The 16,344-nt window shown below is 68.1% G+C and carries 13 protein-coding genes; 8 read left to right on the forward strand and 5 right to left on the reverse strand.

The window, feature by feature from the left end:
* Positions 1-39: 39 nt before the first annotated feature.
* The 7 genes from PGN23_RS15370 to PGN23_RS15400 all read left to right on the forward strand — a co-directional run bounded on the left by PGN23_RS15370 (position 40) and on the right by PGN23_RS15400 (position 11,488).
* Positions 40-1,290, forward strand: coding sequence for an ABC transporter permease (locus PGN23_RS15370; protein ID WP_335303890.1), 1,251 nt, complete (start codon positions 40-42; stop codon positions 1,288-1,290).
* Positions 1,291-1,326: 36 nt separating this feature from the next.
* The gene (locus PGN23_RS15375) at positions 1,327-2,559 is read left to right on the forward strand and encodes a cytochrome P450 (RefSeq protein WP_335304625.1); all 1,233 of its coding nucleotides are present in this window, start codon (positions 1,327-1,329) and stop codon (positions 2,557-2,559) included.
* Between the two features lie 241 nt (positions 2,560-2,800).
* A complete protein-coding gene (locus tag PGN23_RS15380) occupies positions 2,801-6,214 on the forward strand; it encodes a TonB-dependent receptor (protein ID WP_335303891.1) in 3,414 nt (1,137 codons plus the stop codon).
* Positions 6,215-6,316: 102 nt separating this feature from the next.
* A complete protein-coding gene (locus PGN23_RS15385) occupies positions 6,317-7,480 on the forward strand; it encodes a sensor histidine kinase (RefSeq protein WP_335303892.1) in 1,164 nt (387 codons plus the stop codon).
* Positions 7,480-8,286, forward strand: coding sequence for a LytR/AlgR family response regulator transcription factor (locus tag PGN23_RS15390; RefSeq protein WP_335303893.1), 807 nt, complete (start codon positions 7,480-7,482; stop codon positions 8,284-8,286). The genes PGN23_RS15385 and PGN23_RS15390 overlap by 1 nt, the downstream gene beginning before the upstream one ends.
* Positions 8,286-9,200, forward strand: a complete 915-nt coding sequence (gene trhO / locus PGN23_RS15395) for an oxygen-dependent tRNA uridine(34) hydroxylase TrhO (RefSeq protein ID WP_335303895.1) — start codon at positions 8,286-8,288, stop codon at positions 9,198-9,200. Before PGN23_RS15390 ends, trhO begins: the two co-directional genes overlap by 1 nt.
* 413 nt (positions 9,201-9,613) lie before the next feature.
* Positions 9,614-11,488 carry an ABC-F family ATP-binding cassette domain-containing protein gene (locus PGN23_RS15400; protein WP_335303896.1) on the forward strand — a complete coding sequence of 625 codons (1,875 nt, stop codon included), beginning with the start codon at positions 9,614-9,616 and terminating at the stop codon, positions 11,486-11,488.
* 449 nt (positions 11,489-11,937) lie between these two features.
* Here PGN23_RS15400 and PGN23_RS15405 read toward each other — a convergent pair whose 3' ends face one another.
* The 3 genes from PGN23_RS15405 to PGN23_RS15415 all read right to left on the reverse strand — a co-directional run bounded on the left by PGN23_RS15405 (position 11,938) and on the right by PGN23_RS15415 (position 13,405).
* On the reverse strand, positions 11,938-12,204 hold the full coding sequence (locus tag PGN23_RS15405) for a DUF3297 family protein (protein WP_335303898.1): 267 nt from the start codon (positions 12,202-12,204) through the stop codon (positions 11,938-11,940).
* A gap of 78 nt (positions 12,205-12,282) precedes the next feature.
* Entirely contained in the window at positions 12,283-12,645 is a 363-nt protein-coding gene (locus PGN23_RS15410; protein WP_335303899.1) for a hypothetical protein, read from the reverse strand.
* A 133-nt stretch (positions 12,646-12,778) separates the two neighbouring features.
* Positions 12,779-13,405: a DNA-3-methyladenine glycosylase family protein gene (locus PGN23_RS15415; protein WP_335303900.1), complete on the reverse strand. Its 627-nt coding sequence runs from the start codon at positions 13,403-13,405 to the stop codon at positions 12,779-12,781.
* 54 nt (positions 13,406-13,459) lie between these two features.
* Here PGN23_RS15415 and PGN23_RS15420 point away from each other — a divergent pair, with 54 nt between their 5' ends.
* Positions 13,460-13,777 carry a 2Fe-2S iron-sulfur cluster-binding protein gene (locus PGN23_RS15420; RefSeq protein WP_335303902.1) on the forward strand — a complete coding sequence of 106 codons (318 nt, stop codon included), beginning with the start codon at positions 13,460-13,462 and terminating at the stop codon, positions 13,775-13,777.
* A gap of 122 nt (positions 13,778-13,899) precedes the next feature.
* On the opposite strand, the gene rlmB is transcribed toward PGN23_RS15420, so the two are convergent.
* Both rlmB and PGN23_RS15430 read right to left on the reverse strand, forming a co-directional pair.
* Entirely contained in the window at positions 13,900-14,649 is a 750-nt protein-coding gene (rlmB, locus tag PGN23_RS15425) for a 23S rRNA (guanosine(2251)-2'-O)-methyltransferase RlmB (protein ID WP_335303904.1), read from the reverse strand.
* On the reverse strand, positions 14,649-16,265 hold the full coding sequence (locus PGN23_RS15430) for a M20/M25/M40 family metallo-hydrolase (protein ID WP_335303905.1): 1,617 nt from the start codon (positions 16,263-16,265) through the stop codon (positions 14,649-14,651). The genes rlmB and PGN23_RS15430 overlap by 1 nt, the downstream gene beginning before the upstream one ends.
* Positions 16,266-16,344: the final 79 nt, after the last annotated feature.

The following is a 16,344-nucleotide window of genomic DNA, read 5'->3' on the forward strand; positions in this document are numbered from 1 at the left end:
CTTGGGCAACCGTCTTGTAGCGCGAACGGCGATGCGCGCATGACCCGCCTGCGCCGCCAGATCCGCCAGACGCTGACCATCGCGCGGCGCGATTTCATCGCGACGGTGTTCACCCCCGTCTTCCTGCTGTTCCTCTTCGCCCCGCTCATCATGGTGTCGTTCGGTGCGATCGGCGGGCTGGGCGCCGCGACCGCAACGCAGAGCGCCGCCGACGGCCAGCGGATCGTCGCGATCCTGCCCCCCGCGGAAGCCCGCGCGCTCGCCGCCGCCGACGCGCGGCTGCGTCCGCTATTCGGCAGCGAACGCCCGCCGCCCGCGCTCCAGCTGCGCCGCCCGGCCAGCGATACCGCGGCCGAGGCGCAGCGCGCGCTCGCCAACCCGCATGTCGACGTCGCCGCGGTACTGCGCGGCCCGCTCGACCGCCCCGCGATCCTCCACGACGACGGCGACGGGGACGCCGCGCGCTACCTCGCCGCCACGGCACGCGAGGCGGCGTGGGCGCTGCGCGCGCCGGCACCGCGACCGGCGACGCTGGAGAGCGTCCGGCGCGCCGCCCCTCCGGCACAGGCGCGCGGCACGTCGGGGTTCTTCGCGGTCTTCGGCATCTTCTTCCTGACGCTGTTCCTCTCGGGGCAGGTCGTCGGCACGATGGCGGAGGAGCGCAACAACAAGGTGATCGAGGTGCTGGCCGCCGCGGTCCCGCTGGAAAGCGTGTTCCTGGGCAAATTGCTCGGCATGTTCGGGGTCGCGGTGCTGTTCGTCGCCTTCTGGGGCACGGTGGTGACGCAGGTCGGTGCGCTGCTCCCCGGCGAGATCGGGGCGGACATCGCGATGCTGTCGCCGGCGATGGGCCGCGGCGGGTTCGCGCTGCTGTTCGGCGCCTATTTCACCACCGCCTATCTGCTGCTCGGATCGGTCTTCCTGGGGGTGGGCGCGCAGGCCTCGACCATGCGCGAGATCCAGATGCTGTCGCTGCCGATCACCGTGATTCAGGTGGCGATGTTCGCGCTGGCGTCCGCCGCGGTGGCGCAGCCCGGCTCCACGCTGGCGCTGGTCGCGGAGCTGTTCCCGCTCTCATCCCCCTTCGCGATGGCCGGGCGCGCCGCCGCGTCCGCTGCGGTATGGCCGCATGTCGCGGCGCTGGCGTGGCAGCTGCTGTGGGTGTCGCTGTTCATCGTCACCGGCGCGCGCGCCTTCCGCCGCGGGGTCCTGCAATCGGGCAGCGCCGCGCCGATGTGGCGGCGGATATTTACCATTCGCCGCAAGGCCATTGACACGACTGTCAGTTAGGTTTTCTCTCGCAACCAATAGAATGGGAGAGGAATGATGGCGACTCTGGCGAGAGACGTGTCGGCGCCCGTCGATCCGTTCGACATGAGCCGGGCGGAATTGTACCGCGACGATACCTGGCACGCACCCTTCCGCCAGCTGCGCGCCGAGGCGCCGGTCCACAAGGTCGAACATTCCGACTTCGGCCCCTATTGGTCGCTGAGCACCTACAAGCCGATCGTCGAGGTCGAGTCGCTCCCCGACCTCTATTCGTCGGAGGCCAACGGCTTCACCATCTCGCGCATCGCCAATGACGAGGTGCGGATGCCGATGTTCATCGGCCGCGACCGCCCGATCCACACCGCGCAGCGCCGCACCGTCGCCCCCGCCTTCACGCCGAGCGAGATGGTGCGCCTGTCGCAGGACATCCGGCGCCGCTCGGGCGAGATCCTGGACGGGCTGCCGTGGAATACCGGCTTCGACTGGGTCGAGCGCGTGTCGATCGAGCTGACCACGCAGATGCTGGCGCTGCTGTTCGACTTCCCCTGGCACGACCGTGCGAAGCTGACGATGTGGTCCGACTGGATGGGCGACATCGAGATCGCGAAGGACGAGAGCCTGCGCCAGCAGCGGCTGGAGAAGATCTACGAGTGCGGCGCCTATTTCCAGAAGCTGTGGGCCGCCAAGGCGCAGGGCGAACCGACGCCCGACCTCATCTCGATGATGATCCATTCGGACGCGATGAGCCACATGGACCATAACGAGTTCATGGGGAACCTCATCCTCCTGATCGTCGGCGGCAACGACACCACGCGCAACACCATGTCGGGCCTCGTCTATGCGCTCGACAAATTCCCCGACCAGCGCGCGAAGCTGGAGGCGGACACGTCGCTGATCCCCAATGCGACGAGCGAGATCATCCGCTGGCAGACGCCGCTGGCGCATATGGCGCGCACCGCGCTGCGCGATACCGAGCTGGCCGGGCAGCAGATCGCGGCGGGCGACAAGCTGGTGATGTGGTACATCTCCGCCAATCGCGACGAGAGCGTGTTCGGCCCCCATGCCGACGATTACCAGGTCGATCGCCCCAACGCGCGCCGCCACCTGGCGTTCGGCCACGGGATCCACCGCTGCGTCGGGGCACGTCTGGCGGAGCTTCAGGTGTCGATCCTGCTGGAGGAGATGGCGAAGCGCCGGATGCGCGTGAACGTGACCGGCGCGCCCGACCGCGTGCCGGCGTGCTTCGTCCACGGCTACCGGCACCTGCCGGTCGAGATCGAGCGCTACTAGGCTGCTTCCCCGGCACACCGGCCGTTCGCTCGGGCGACGGGTACGACAGGGGCGGCGACAAGGGCGACAGGGCGGGAAGGACACCCGCCCTGTCGCTTTTTTGCAACGCACAAACCTCACGTTTCATTCACGAACGAATCGACTCGCGCCTGTCACCGGACTGACATAATCGCGGGGCAGTGGCGCATACAGGACGGCAACAGCCGCACGTCACGGGCCAGGGCTCAAAGGGACAAAATTCATGCGAAACAACCTCTTCATGGGCGCGGCCGCGATCTCGCTCATCGCACCGATGGGCGCCATGGCGCAGGAGACGACCTCCACGATCCGCGGCACCGTGACCAGCGCCGGCGCGCCGGTGGCGGGGGCTTCGGTGGAGATCGTGAACGTTCCGACCGGCGGCACCACGAACGTGACGACCGACGCGGCCGGCAGCTTCAATTCCACCGGCCTGCGCGCCGGCGGGCCCTACACCGTGACCGTCACGGCGCCGGGCTATGCGTCCGTCACCGTCACCGACATCAACACCGTGATCGCGCAGAGCTACGAGCTCCCGATCGAACTGACCGCCGCGGATGCAGCGACGGCCGGCAGCGACATCGTCGTGACCGCATCGCGCCTGCCGAACGCCCGCACGCTGAGCCAGGGTCCGGCGACCGTGCTGTCGGCGGCCCAGATCGCCAGCGTGGCGTCCGTCAACCGCGACATCCGCGACCTGATGCGCCGCGACCCGTTCGCCCGGCTCGACTACGCCGAGGGCAGCGGCCGCGCCGTCAGCTTCGCGGGCCAGAACGCGCGCTTCAACCGCTTCTCCGTCGACGGCGTCCCCGTCACCGACAATTTCGGCCTCAACCCGGACGGCCTCCCCACCCGCCGTTCGCCGGTCCCGTTCGACGCGATCGGCCAGTTCCAGACCAAGGTCGCGCCGTACGACGTTCGCGAAGGCAACTTCCAGGGCGGTGCCATCAACGCCATCCTGAAGTCGGGCACCAACACCTTCCACGGCACCGGCTTCTACGCCTATTCGAGCGACAAGCTGACGGGCAAGGAGACGAAGGCAGGCCCGGGCGTGCCGACCGGCCGCGTCTCCATCCCGAGCTTCAAGTACGAGAATTACGGCGCCGAGCTGTCGGGTCCGATCATCAAGGACAAGCTGTTCTTCATGGTCGCGGGCGAGCGTATCCGCGCGGGCACGCCGATCGTCGAGGGAACGCCGGGCGACAACGCCGGCACCGTGATCCCGAACATCACCGACGCGGCCGTGGCGCGTATCCAGCAGGTGGCGCAGAGCCGCTATGGCTATAACACCGGCGGCATCCTGAACAATTCGGACGACCAGGACGATCGCCTCGTCGCCAAGCTGGATGCGAACCTGTCCGATACGCAGCGTGCGTCGGCGACGTACATGTACACGAAGGATTCGATCCGCTTCAACCAGAACACCAATACCAGCCCGGCAAGCGGCACCGCCAACGCGACCGGCCTGGGCCTCGAGTCCAACGGCTACATCGCGACGAATCGGCTGCACACCGGCGTGTTCCAGCTGAACTCGGACTGGAGCGACGATTTCTCCACCGAGGTCCGCGGCTTCTACAAGGACTACAAGCGCGGACAGGACCCGATCCTGGGCCGCGGTTTCGCGCAGTTCCAGGTCTGCACCGCACCGACCTCGGATCGCGGCACGTTCGGAACCGGAACCAATTCCGGCAGCCTGGGTACGGGCAACGATCTGTCGATCAACTGCGCCTCGGGTAACGGCGTGGTGTCGTTCGGCCCGGACATCTCGCGCCAGGCGAATTCGCTCACCAGCCGCACCTATGGCGGTCTCGTCCAGGGTCGCCTGACCCGTGAGAACCACGACCTGCGCGTCTTCGGCGAGTTCCAGGACACGAAGATCTTCAACCTCTTCGTGCAGCGCACCGCGGGCGATTACTACTTCGACTCGCTGGCGGATTTCGAGGCCGGCAACGCACAGCGCCTGCGCTACCAGAATGCGGTTCCGTCGCTCGACCCCGCGAACGGCGCGGCGCGGTTCCGCTACCAGTCCTACTCGTTCGGCATCCAGGACATCTGGCGCCTGAGCGACATGCTCACGCTGTCCTACGGCGCGCGTTGGGACATGTACGGCGGGCAGAGCCGCCCGGCGCTGAATACTAACTTCCTGAACCGCTACGGCTTCTCCAACCTGACCTACATTTCGGGCCGGGGCGTGTTCCAGCCGCGTATCGGGTTCGACTTCAAGGCGACGCAGAACCTGGTCTTCGGCGGCGGCATCGGCATCTTCTCGGGCGGTTCGCCGGACGTCTATGTGTCGAACAGCTTCTCGAACACCGGCTTCCTGACCAACAGTATCGACGTTCGTCAGAACAACAACGGCAGCTACACGACGGGTACGGGTTCGCAGATCCTGACCAACGTGAACGGGACGACGATCCCCGCCGCCGCCAACACGCTGCTGACCAACGCCAGCTCGTCGACCACGTCGCCGACGAATGCGCTGGTGCCGGACTTCCGCCTGCCGTCGCAGTGGCGCGGCACCCTGTCCGCCGATTACGACAGCGACTTCGGCGGTTTCCTGGGCGGTGGCTGGCACCTCGGCGCCGACTTCCTGTGGTCGGGCGTCCGCGACCAGGTCTATTTCGCCGATCAGCGCGTCACGCCGACCACGCTGCTGACGCCGGACGGACGGACGCGCTACGCATCCGTCACCACGTTCGGCGACACGTTCCAGGACATCGTTCTGCGCAACACCAGCCTGGGGCGTTCGTACGTCGCCGTCGGCCGCTTCGACAAGACGTTCGACCTGGGCCTGACCCTTTCGGCGAGCTACACCTACCAGGACGTCAGGGATCAGACGCCCGCCACGTCGTCGACCGCCGGGTCCAACTACGGCAACGGCGCCTTCTTCGACGGCAGCGGCGCGGCATACGGTCGGTCGAACGACGAGGTTCGTCACCTCATCAAGTATAGCGTGACGCTCGATCGCGCGTTCTTCGGTGACTACAAGACCAACATCTCGCTGTTCGGCGAAACCCGGATCGGCAAGCCGTACAGCTACACGATGCAGGACACCTCGTCGGCGCGCAGCCAGATCTTCGGCAACGTCGGCACCCAGTCGCGCTACCTGCTCTACGTGCCGACCAGCACCACCGATCCGCTGGTCAGCTACGGCGATCGCACCGTGGGCGGCACGGTCGTGACCGCCGCACAGACTCAGGCGGCGCTGGATGCGCTCATCAACTCGACCGATCTGGCCAAGTATCGGGGCAAGGTGGCGCCGCGCAACGGCTTCAACTCGCCGTGGTTCACCCGGATCGACCTGCACGTCTCGCAGGAAATCCCGACGGGCCTGGGCGGCAGCCGTATCCAGCTGTTCATGGACATCGAGAATCTGACCAACCTCATCAACAAGAACTGGGGTCAGATCCGCGAATACTCCTTCCCGTACACGATCCCGGCGGTGCAGGTGACCTGCCTGACGACCCCGGTCGCGACGGGTACGGCGGCGACCGCCGCGCAGACGACGCAGAACACGACGCAGCCCTGCGCCCAGTACCGCTACACCGCGGCCTCGACGGCGCCGGACCAGCAGAACATCATCTCGTCGCGTCAGTCGCTGTACCAGATCCGCATCGGCGCACGCTTCAGCTTCTAAGCCTCGGCGCGCACCAAACGGGCCATACGGGCCGCCGTCCTCACCGGGACGGCGGCCCTTCTTTTTGCACGTGTCCACGCCACGGTGTAGAACGCCGCCGCAATGGCGACCCTTTCCGCTTCCCCCGCCCCCTCGTCGGCCCCCTCCTCCGCCCCGCTGCCGTCGGGCCCGAGCCCGGAACGCCCGCTCTTCGTGCGGCCCTTCTTCGAGGACAAGTCGGCCGCGTTCTGGAAGCTCCAGGCGGCAGGGTGGACCGGCTATCTGCTGCTGCGCTCGGTCTCCACGCTGTCGGGCAATTTCTCGCTCCAGGCGATCGTGCCCAACATCATCGAGGCGATCGTCGGCTATTGCCTGACGCTGCTGCTGAGCGTGCTGTACGGCCATTACCGCCAGCTGCCGCGCGTCACCGGCATCCTGCTGTCGATCTTCACGCTGGCGTTCGCGACCTTCCTCTACGCCACGCTCGACGCCTTCTCGTTCAGCTTCATCAAGCTGGCCGCGCCCGGGGTCGACGTGTCGCTGCTGCTGGGAACGCTGTTCCTGAACTTCACGGTGCTCGCGGGGTGGTCGGCGCTGTATTTCGGGATCAATTTCTACCTGATCGTCGAATCGCAGATCGACCAGATGGAGCATCTGGAGAACCAGGCGTCCTCGGCGCAGCTGGCGATGCTGCGCTATCAGCTGAACCCGCATTTCCTGTTCAACACGCTCAATTCGATCTCGACGCTGGTGCTGCTCAAGCAGACCGAGCGCGCCAATGCGATGCTCAGCCGCCTGTCGTCGTTCCTGCGCTACACGCTGGCGAACGAGCCCACCGCGCATGTGACGGTGGCGCAGGAGATGGAGACGCTGAAACTGTACCTCGAGATCGAGAAGATGCGGTTCGAGGACCGGCTGCGCCCGATCTTCGATGTCGATCCCGCGGTGGAGAAGGCGCGGCTGCCGTCGCTGCTGCTCCAGCCGTTGGTCGAGAATGCGATCAAATATGCGGTCACCCCGCAGGAGGACGGCGCCGAAATCCGCGTGTCCGTGCGGCTCGTCGGGGAGCGGGTGCTGCTGGGCGTATCCGACACCGGACCGGGTTTGATGCCGACCAAATCGCGTCCAAGCCTTTCAACCGGCGTGGGCATCGCCAATATCAGGGAGCGGCTGGCGCAGGCTTACGGGGCCGACCACCGCTTCGATGTGCGCGCCATGCCGACGGGCGGGTTCGGGGTCCAGATCGAGATCCCGTTCCAGCTCGAAGTACCGAATAGAGAGGTGTGATGACCATTCGTACCATCCTCGTCGACGACGAGCCGCTTGCGATCCAGGGGCTCGAGCTGCGGCTTCAGGCGCACGACGACGTCGAGATCATCGCCAAGTGCCAGAACGGGCGCGAGGCGATCAGCGCGATCAAGACCCACAAGCCCGACCTCGTCTTCCTCGACATCCAGATGCCCGGCTTCGACGGATTCTCGGTGGTGCAGGGGCTGATGGAGGTGGAGCCGCCGCTGTTCGTGTTCGTGACCGCCTATTCCGACCATGCGATCCGCGCGTTCGAGGCGCAGGCGACCGATTATCTGATGAAGCCGGTCGAGGAGACGCGGCTGGCCGACACGCTCGACCGGGTGCGCCAGCGGCTGGCCGAGCGGCAGAGCGCGGGCGAGGCGGACCGGCTGAAGGAAGTGCTGGCCGAACATGCACCCGAGGCGGCGGCGGAGATGGTCGACACCGGCAGCGGCGATCAGGTCAACGCCAGCCGGTTCGAGAAGATGATTAACATCAAGGACCGCGGCCAGATCTTCCGCGTCGATGTCGATACGATCGAGCGGATCGACGCCGCGGGCGACTATATGTGCATCTACACCGGCGACAACACGCTGATCCTGCGCGAGACGATGAAGGACCTGGAGAAGCGCCTGGACCCGCGCCGGTTCCAGCGCATCCACCGCTCGACCATCGTCAACCTGGACCTGGTCAAGCAGGTGAAGCCGCACACCAACGGCGAATGCTTCCTGGTGCTGGATTCGGGGGCGAGCGTGAAGGTCAGCCGGTCCTATCGCGACGTGGTGGCGCGCTTCGTCCACTGATGATCCGGATTTCGGCACTCTATCGCTTCGCCCGCTTCGATGACCCTTCCGCGCTGCGCGGCCCGCTGCTCGCGGCGGCGCAGGCGGCGGGGGTGAAGGGCACGCTGCTGCTCGCGACCGAGGGCATCAACGGGACGATCGCGGGCGAGGCGGCGGCGCTCGACCGCGTGATCGCGCACATTCGCGCGTTGCCGGGCTGTGCCGACCTGTCGCTCAAGCACAGCTGGGCGGAGGCGAGTCCGTTCCACCGGCTGAAAGTGAAGGTGAAGCGCGAGATCGTGACGATGGGGGTCGCGGTCGATCCGCTGGCGCACGCGGGCACCTATGTCGCACCGGCCGAGTGGAACGCGCTGATCGCCGATCCCGCGACGCTCGTGATCGACACGCGCAACGCCTACGAGGTGGCGGTGGGCACCTTCGCAGGGGCAGTCGATCCGGCGACCGCGAGCTTCGCCGACTTCCCCGCATGGTTCCGCGATCATCGCGACACGCTGATGGCGGGCAAGACGCGTGTCGCGATGTTCTGCACCGGCGGCATCCGCTGCGAGAAGTCGACCGCCTTCCTGAAGGCTGAAGGCGTGGAGGCGGTCCACCACCTCGACGGCGGCATCCTGCGCTATCTGGAGGAAGTGCCCGCAAGCGAGAGCCGGTGGCAGGGCGAATGCTTCGTCTTCGACCAGCGCGTCGCGGTCGGACACGGTCTGGCGCCCGGAACCCACGCGCTCTGCCACGCCTGCCGCATGCCGGTGAGCGCGGCGGATCGCGCATCCCCCCTGTATGTCGAGGGGGCGAGCTGCCCCGCCTGCCATACCACCCGCGACGATACGCAGCGCGCCGGCTATGCCGAACGCCACCGCCAGCAGCGGCTGGCGGAGGATCGCGGCGAGGCGCATGTCGGGCGGCGGTTCGACTGAAGGTCATCGCGGTCCTGATCGGGGGGTCCCGCCTCTCACCATGACTGAAGACGAAGGCGACCCCGGATCGAGGCGGAACCCTATGCGAACGTCTCACCCGTGCTCCTGCGAAGGCAGGAGCCCAGGGTCCGGCAGAACAACGCCTTATGGGGGCGGCAATTCTGGGCTCCTGCCTCCGCAGGAGCACGGCCGGTATGCGGCGCCGTTCCGCCGTCATTCAGAGGCATTGCTCAAGCGTGTCCTGAGCAAGGCCGAAGGGGCTGGGCTTGGTGCGAAGCGCGCTCATCCTCTCCGCGCGCGGGCGGCAGTCGTATCGGCCTGAACGCAAAGGTGACCCCGCGCTCCGCACACACCCTTCGCGGCTTCGCATGAACCCACCTTCCCGATTTCGCCGCAATGCGGTATGAGCGCGCATGCTCAACCTCAACGGCATCACCGTGCGCCTCGGCGGGCGCACGATCCTCGACGGCGCGACGGCGGCGCTGCCGCCCGGCAGCCGCGTCGGGCTGATCGGGCGCAACGGCGCGGGCAAGTCGACGCTGGTCCGCGTCATCGCCGGCATGCTGGAGCCGGACGACGGCTCCGCCGACATGCCGAAGGGCGCGCGGCTGGGCTATATCGCGCAGGAGGCGCCGTCGGGCACCGCGACGCCGTTCGACACGGTGCTCGCCGCCGATGTCGAGCGCGCGGCGCTGATGCTCGAATCGGAGACAACCGAGGATCCCGACCGGCTGGGCGACGTGTACGAGCGGCTGATCGCGATCGACGCCTATACCGCGCCCGCGCGCGCTGCGCAGATCCTGCTCGGGCTCGGCTTCGACGAGGAGATGCAGCAGCGTCCGCTCGACAGTTTCTCGGGCGGGTGGAAGATGCGCGTGGCGCTGGCGGCGTTGCTGTTCTCGCAGCCCGACCTGCTGCTGCTCGACGAGCCGTCGAACCACCTCGACCTGGAGGCGGTGATGTGGCTGGAGGACTTCCTGGTCAATTACAAGGCGACGATCGTGGTGGTCAGCCACGAGCGCGACTTCCTCAACAACGTCGTCGACCATATCCTCCACCTGCAAGGCGGGAAGATCACGCTCTATCCGGGCGGCTACGACAGTTTCGAGCGCCAGCGCGCCGAGCGGATGGCGCAGCTGGCCGCCGCGAAGGCGAACCAGGATGCGCAGCGCGCCAAGCTGCAGGACTATGTCGCGCGCAATTCCGCCCGCGCCTCCACCGCGAAGCAGGCGCAGAGCCGCCAGAAGATGCTGGCCAAGATGCAGCCGATCGCGGAGCTGGCCAACGATCCGTCGCTGTCGTTCGACTTCCCCGATCCCAGCGAATTGCGCCCGCCGCTCATCACGCTCGACATGGCGAGCGTCGGCTATGGCGAGACGCCGATCCTCAAGCGGCTCAACATGCGGCTCGACCCCGACGACCGCGTCGCGCTGCTGGGGCGCAACGGCAACGGCAAGACGACGCTCGCCCGCCTGCTCGCCGCACAGCTGACGCCGATGGAGGGCGACATGGCGTCGTCGGGCAAGATGAAGGTCGGCTATTTCACCCAATATCAGGTGGAGGAGCTGGACGCCGACGACACGCCGCTGGAGCATATGACGCGCACGATGAAGGGCGCGAGCCCCGCCGCGGTGCGTGCGCAGCTGGGCCGGTTCGGCTTTTCGGGCGACAAGGCGACGGGCAAGGTCGGCAAGATGTCGGGCGGCGAGAAGGCGCGGCTGGCGCTGGCGCTCATCACCCGCGACGCGCCGCACCTGCTGATCCTCGACGAGCCGACCAACCACCTCGACGTCGACGCGCGCGAGGCGCTGGTGCAGGCGCTCAATTCCTACACCGGCGCGGTCGTGCTGGTCAGCCACGATCGCCACATGCTGGAGATGACGGCCGACCGGCTGGTGCTGGTCGATGACGGCACCGCGGCCGAGTTCGACGGGACGCTCGACGATTATATCGCGCTGGTGCTGTCGGGCGAGAACAAGGCGGAGGGCAAGCCCGCCAAGGGCAGCAAGAAGGACCGCGCCGCCGCCGCCGATCGCCGCGCGGCGGAAACCGCGATCCGCAAGAAGGCCAAGGAGGCCGAGGAGGCGCTCGCCAAGCTCAACGCGCAGCGGGCGGCGGTGGACCGGGCGATGTTCGACCCCTCGACCGCGGACAAGACGCTGGCGAACCTGTCGATGACCGAGCTGATGAAGCGGCGGTCGGAGCTGTCGGATCGGATCGACACGGCGGAAGCGACGTGGCTGGAGGCGAGCGAGAAGCTGGAAGCCGGGTTGGTCGCCGCGGCGTAGCCAGCGGCTACCAACCCGGCCGGCCGGCCTCGCTCATACGAGGACCGACGGCGCGGCTACGCCGCGACGGGGTTCCAGGTCGTGCCGGTCAGGCTCGTGCCCGCGTTCGAGCGACGCTTGCCCCCAGGCACGGCGTCACCCGGACTTGTTCGAGACCTCTGCGAAACGGGTGCAACGGCACCGAGTACTTGCCGTGCTCCTGCGCAGGCAGGAGCCCAGGGCCCAGCAGAACAACGCCTTGTGGGATCCGCAACCCTGGGCTCCTGCCTATGCAGGAGCACGGCGTAGCCATTCGCAGAGGTCTCGACTTGTTCCGGGGTCCAGGGTTCCGCGCCCCCAACGCCGGCAAGGCGCGCGACGCCCTGGATGCCGGGACGGGCCCGGCATGACGGCGTGAGAAAGGCGGCATCCCCCCAGCGCCCCGTCCTGCGCCGGAATGCAAGCGGACGTCAGTCCTGTGCTTCGTCCCCGTCCTCGGCACCACGCTCGAACCATGCCTCGACCGGGCCGGTCAGCTTGATCGTCAGCGGGCGACCGCGGCGGTCGACCTTCTTGCCCAACGCGACGCGGATCCAGCCTTCGGAGATGCTGTATTCCTCGACGTCCTTGCGCTCGACACCCTTGAAGCGGATGCCGACGCCGCGCTCCAGCGCGGGCTGGTCGAAGTACGGACTCGACGGATCGATCGAGAGATGATCGGGAGGGGTATCGCTCATGGCGCGCGGCCATGCCGCAATTGACGCGCGCGGGCCACAAAAAACGGCGCGGGGACAACTCCCCGCGCCGTCGTGCGCCTACCAGCCGTAGCCGTAATAGCCGCGCGGCTGGCCATAATAGCCGCGGTACGGGTCGCGATAGTAATCGCGGTACACCACCGGGGGCGGCGGCGCGTAGTAACGCTCGCGATAGACCACGCGTGGCGGCGGCGCATAATAGCGGTCGTCGTAATAGCCGCGGTCGTAGAAGCGGTCGCGGTTGCTCGACGCGATCGCCGCGCCCAGCCCCAGACCGATCACGCCGCCGATGATCGCCCCCGCCGCGGCATCCCCGCCACGGTCGCGGCGCCAGTAACGCTGCGCCTCCGCCGGCGCGGCGGTCGCGAGCACGCTGGCCGCCAGCGCGGTGCCCAGCACGGCCTTCTTGCCCATACCCATCATGTCGGAATACTCCTTCCGTTACGCAGGGTTCGCACACGGGTTGAACGCAACCGCTGCGATCCTGTTTCCGTGCCTACGCGAGTCGCGCTGAACGGGTGCGGAATGCGATGTTCATAAGGGGTTTATTCGTCGGCTATACCGGCGCGGCGTCCGCCCCCGCCCCATAATGGTGCCACGTGAAGATCGCCGCCGCCCCGCGGTACGGCCGCCACGCCTCCGCCAGTTCGCGGGTCAGCTTCTCGCTGGGACGCGTGTCATGGCCCAGGATGCGGCCGACCTCGATCTGTACCGCCAGGTCACCGGCGGGCCAGATGTCGGGCCGCCCTTCCGCGAACAACAGGTACACCTCCGCCGACCAGCGGCCGATGCCCTTGACGCGGACCAGTTGCGCGATCGCTTCCTCGTCGTCCTGCGGCAGCGCGTCGAGGTCGAGGCGGCCGCTGGTCACTTCCTCGGCGAGGCTGCGGGCATAGCCGCTTTTCTGGCGCGAGAAGCCGCACGCGCGCAGCATGTCGTCGTCGAGCCGCTGGACGAGCGCGGGGTCGGCGGGGTCGCCCAGCGCCTCCAGCTTGCGCCACACCGCGTCGGCGGCCTTCACGCTGACCTGCTGGCCCAGGATGGTGCGCAGCAGCGTGGCATAGCCACGCGCGCGGATGCGCGGCGCGGGATAGCCGACACGCTCCAGCGCCGCGGCGAAGGCGGGCTCGCGGGCAGCGAGAGCGTCGAGGCCCGCGTTCAGGTCCGGCGCGCTCAGCCCCATTGCACCGGCCCCCGGCAGGCGGCATGGGGAGACGGATTCATCGGGGAGACAAACATGCCCAAGCTTATCGTCGTCACGCGTGAGGGGGAAGAACGCGAAATCGACGGCGACGCCGGTCTGTCGGTGATGGAGGTCATCCGCGACGCCGGTATCGACGAGATCCTGGCGCTGTGCGGCGGCTGCTGCAGCTGTGCGACCTGCCACATCCACATCGATCCCGCCTTCGTCGACAAGCTGCCGCCGATCAGCGAGGACGAGAACGACCTGCTCGATTCGTCCGCCGACCGCGACGAGACGTCGCGCCTGTCGTGCCAGGTCGAGTTCGGCGACGCGCTGGACGGGATGAAGGTGCGCATCGCCGCGGAGGATTGAGGGCCCGCCCCACGCACAACGTCACCCCGGCCCCGTGCCGGGGTCCAGGGTCCCGCTCACCAACGCCAGTGGGTCGCGTGGAACCCGTCATGCCGGGACGCGCCCGGCATGACGGGTGCGCGTTACGACACCCGCGCCGCCACCGCGTAGAGCGCGATCGCGGCGGCGTTGGAGACGTTCAGGCTCTCCACCTTGCCCGAAATGGGCAGCTTCGCCAGTTCGTCGCAATGCGCCTCGGTATTCTGGCGCATCCCCTCGCCCTCCGCGCCCAGCACGATCGCGATCCGTTGCGGCCCCATGGCCTGCGCCAGCGTCTGCGTGGCATGGCCGGTGAGGCCGATCCGCCAGAAACCGCCCTCGCCGATCTCGTCCAGCGCGCGCGCCAGGTTGACGACACGCACCCACGGTACCGTCTCCAGCGCGCCCGAGGCCGCGCGCGCCAGCGCGCCCGATTCGGGTGGCGAGTGGCGATCCTGCGTGACGATGCCCAATGCGTCGAACGCCGCGGCCGAGCGCAGGATCGCGCCGACGTTATGCGGGTCGGTCACCTGATCGAGGATCACCAGCGGGCGCTGATCGCCCTGTCCCTGATCCAGCAGGTCGCCGAGCCATACGTCCTCCAGCGGATCGACCTCCGCCACCAGCCCCTGATGCGGTGCGTCCGACGGCACCAGCCGCCCGAGATCGGGTGCCTCGGCATAGACGATCGGCAGCACCGGCGGCAGGTCGAGCGCCGCCAGCGCCTCGCGCGTGCCCCACACCTTGCGCACGACGCGCTCCGGATTGGCCAGCGCGGCGGTCACCGCATGGCGGCCCCACAGGCGGGGCCGGTTGCCCTGCGTCTGGCTGGGGCGGTGTCCACGGCGTGCCATCAATCGTCGTCCTTCGGATAGGCATAGGGGTCACTGACCACCGGCTGCGTCGGCAAGGGCCCCCGTGGCAGCGGCTGTTCGGCATTGGCGGCGTTGAGCAGGAACGAGGCGAGGATGGTCGACGCCTGCCGCATGTCCTCCGCCTTCAGGTGATCGAACGTGTCGATGCTGCTGTGGTGGATGCGCGTCTCATAGTCGAGCGGATCCTGGATGAACTGGAAACCGGGCACGCCAACCGACTGCATGAAGACATGGTCGGTGCCCCCGGTCGACATCATCGACACCTCGGTCATGCCCATCGCGCGGAACGGCGCCATCCATTCCTGGAAGATCGGCACCACGGCCGGGTTGCCCTCGGCATAGATGCCGCGCAGCTTGCCCGCGCCATTGTCGATGTTGAAATAGGCGGCCAGCTCGCCCCAGCCGGGCTGCGGGGTGATCGGGAAGCGCGTCGGGAAGCCGTAATATTTCTCGTCCCCGCGGCCGGTGCCGGTCGCCGTCACCCCGCCGCGCGTCGCCAGGTGCCGCTCGGTATAGGCCAGCGAGCCGAGCAGCCCCTGTTCCTCGCCGGTCCACAGCGCGAAGCGGATCGTGCGCTTCGGCCGGATGCCGGTGCGCGCCAGGATGCGTGCCGCCTCCATCACCATCGCCGAACCGGCGGCATTGTCCGCCGCACCGTCGCCCGCGACCCAACTGTCGAGATGCGCGCCCGCCATGACATAGCCCGCCTTCGCGTCGGTGCCGGGGATCTCGGCGATGACGTTATAGGCGTTCATGTCGCTGTCGTCGAAGCGCACGTCGCTCACGATCTCCAGCGTCGGTGCCGGGCCGGTCTTCGCCAGCCGCGCGAGCCGGCGATAGTCCTCCGCCGCGATCTGCACCGCGGGCAGCGCCGGCGTCTCGTCCTTGCCGAACAGATAGCCCTCGCCGTGGAGCAGCTTGCCGTCGCGATAGGACATGGTCGCCTGCGCCACCGCCCCCTCCGCCTTCAGGAACGCGTCGAGTTTGGCGGGGAACAGCGCACGCTTCATGCGACGATCGAGCGCGCCGGGGTCGTAGGTCGGCTGGCGGTAGCCGTCCTCCTTCGCCAGATCGGCATCGCTCAGCCGCTGGAACGGCGCCTCCCGGGGCTCCGATCCGCTGTCGGGGCGCGTCACCATCACGATCTTTCCCGCCAGCTTGCCGCGCCACTTGGCGAAGTCCGCCTCCTTGCTCATCGGCGCCACCACGACCGGCGCGGTCAGCGTGCCGTTGGTCGCGGGCGTCCAGGCGACGGGGATCGCGGTCAGCTGGATCGGGCGCGGCGTGACCATCCGCACGCTCGACCGCTCGATCCACCAGCCGCGCCCGAACGGGACCGGCTCCTTGTGGACCTTCAGTCCCCATTCGGCGAAGCGCGCCTGCGTCCACGCCTCCGCCGCGCGGGCCTGTGGCGAATTGGTCAGCCGCGGGCCGATCACGTCGGTCAGATGCTGCGCGATCGGCATCACCTCGCTGTGGTTCATCCCCTGGTCGATGATGCGGTTGGTCGCGGGCGTGCTGGCCGCGCGCTGCGCCGCGGCCGGCGGGACGATCAGGGCCGCCGCGGCGACGGCGGCGAGAAGGGTGTGGCGCATAGGGTCGCGAGATCTCCGGCGACGGCACGTCGCATGATAGGCGACGCTATGCGGCGACACCGCCGCGCGCAAGCATGTG

Origin of the sequence: Sphingomonas adhaesiva (genome assembly GCF_036946125.1) — a bacterium.
Lineage (GTDB): Bacteria > Pseudomonadota > Alphaproteobacteria > Sphingomonadales > Sphingomonadaceae > Sphingomonas > Sphingomonas adhaesiva_A.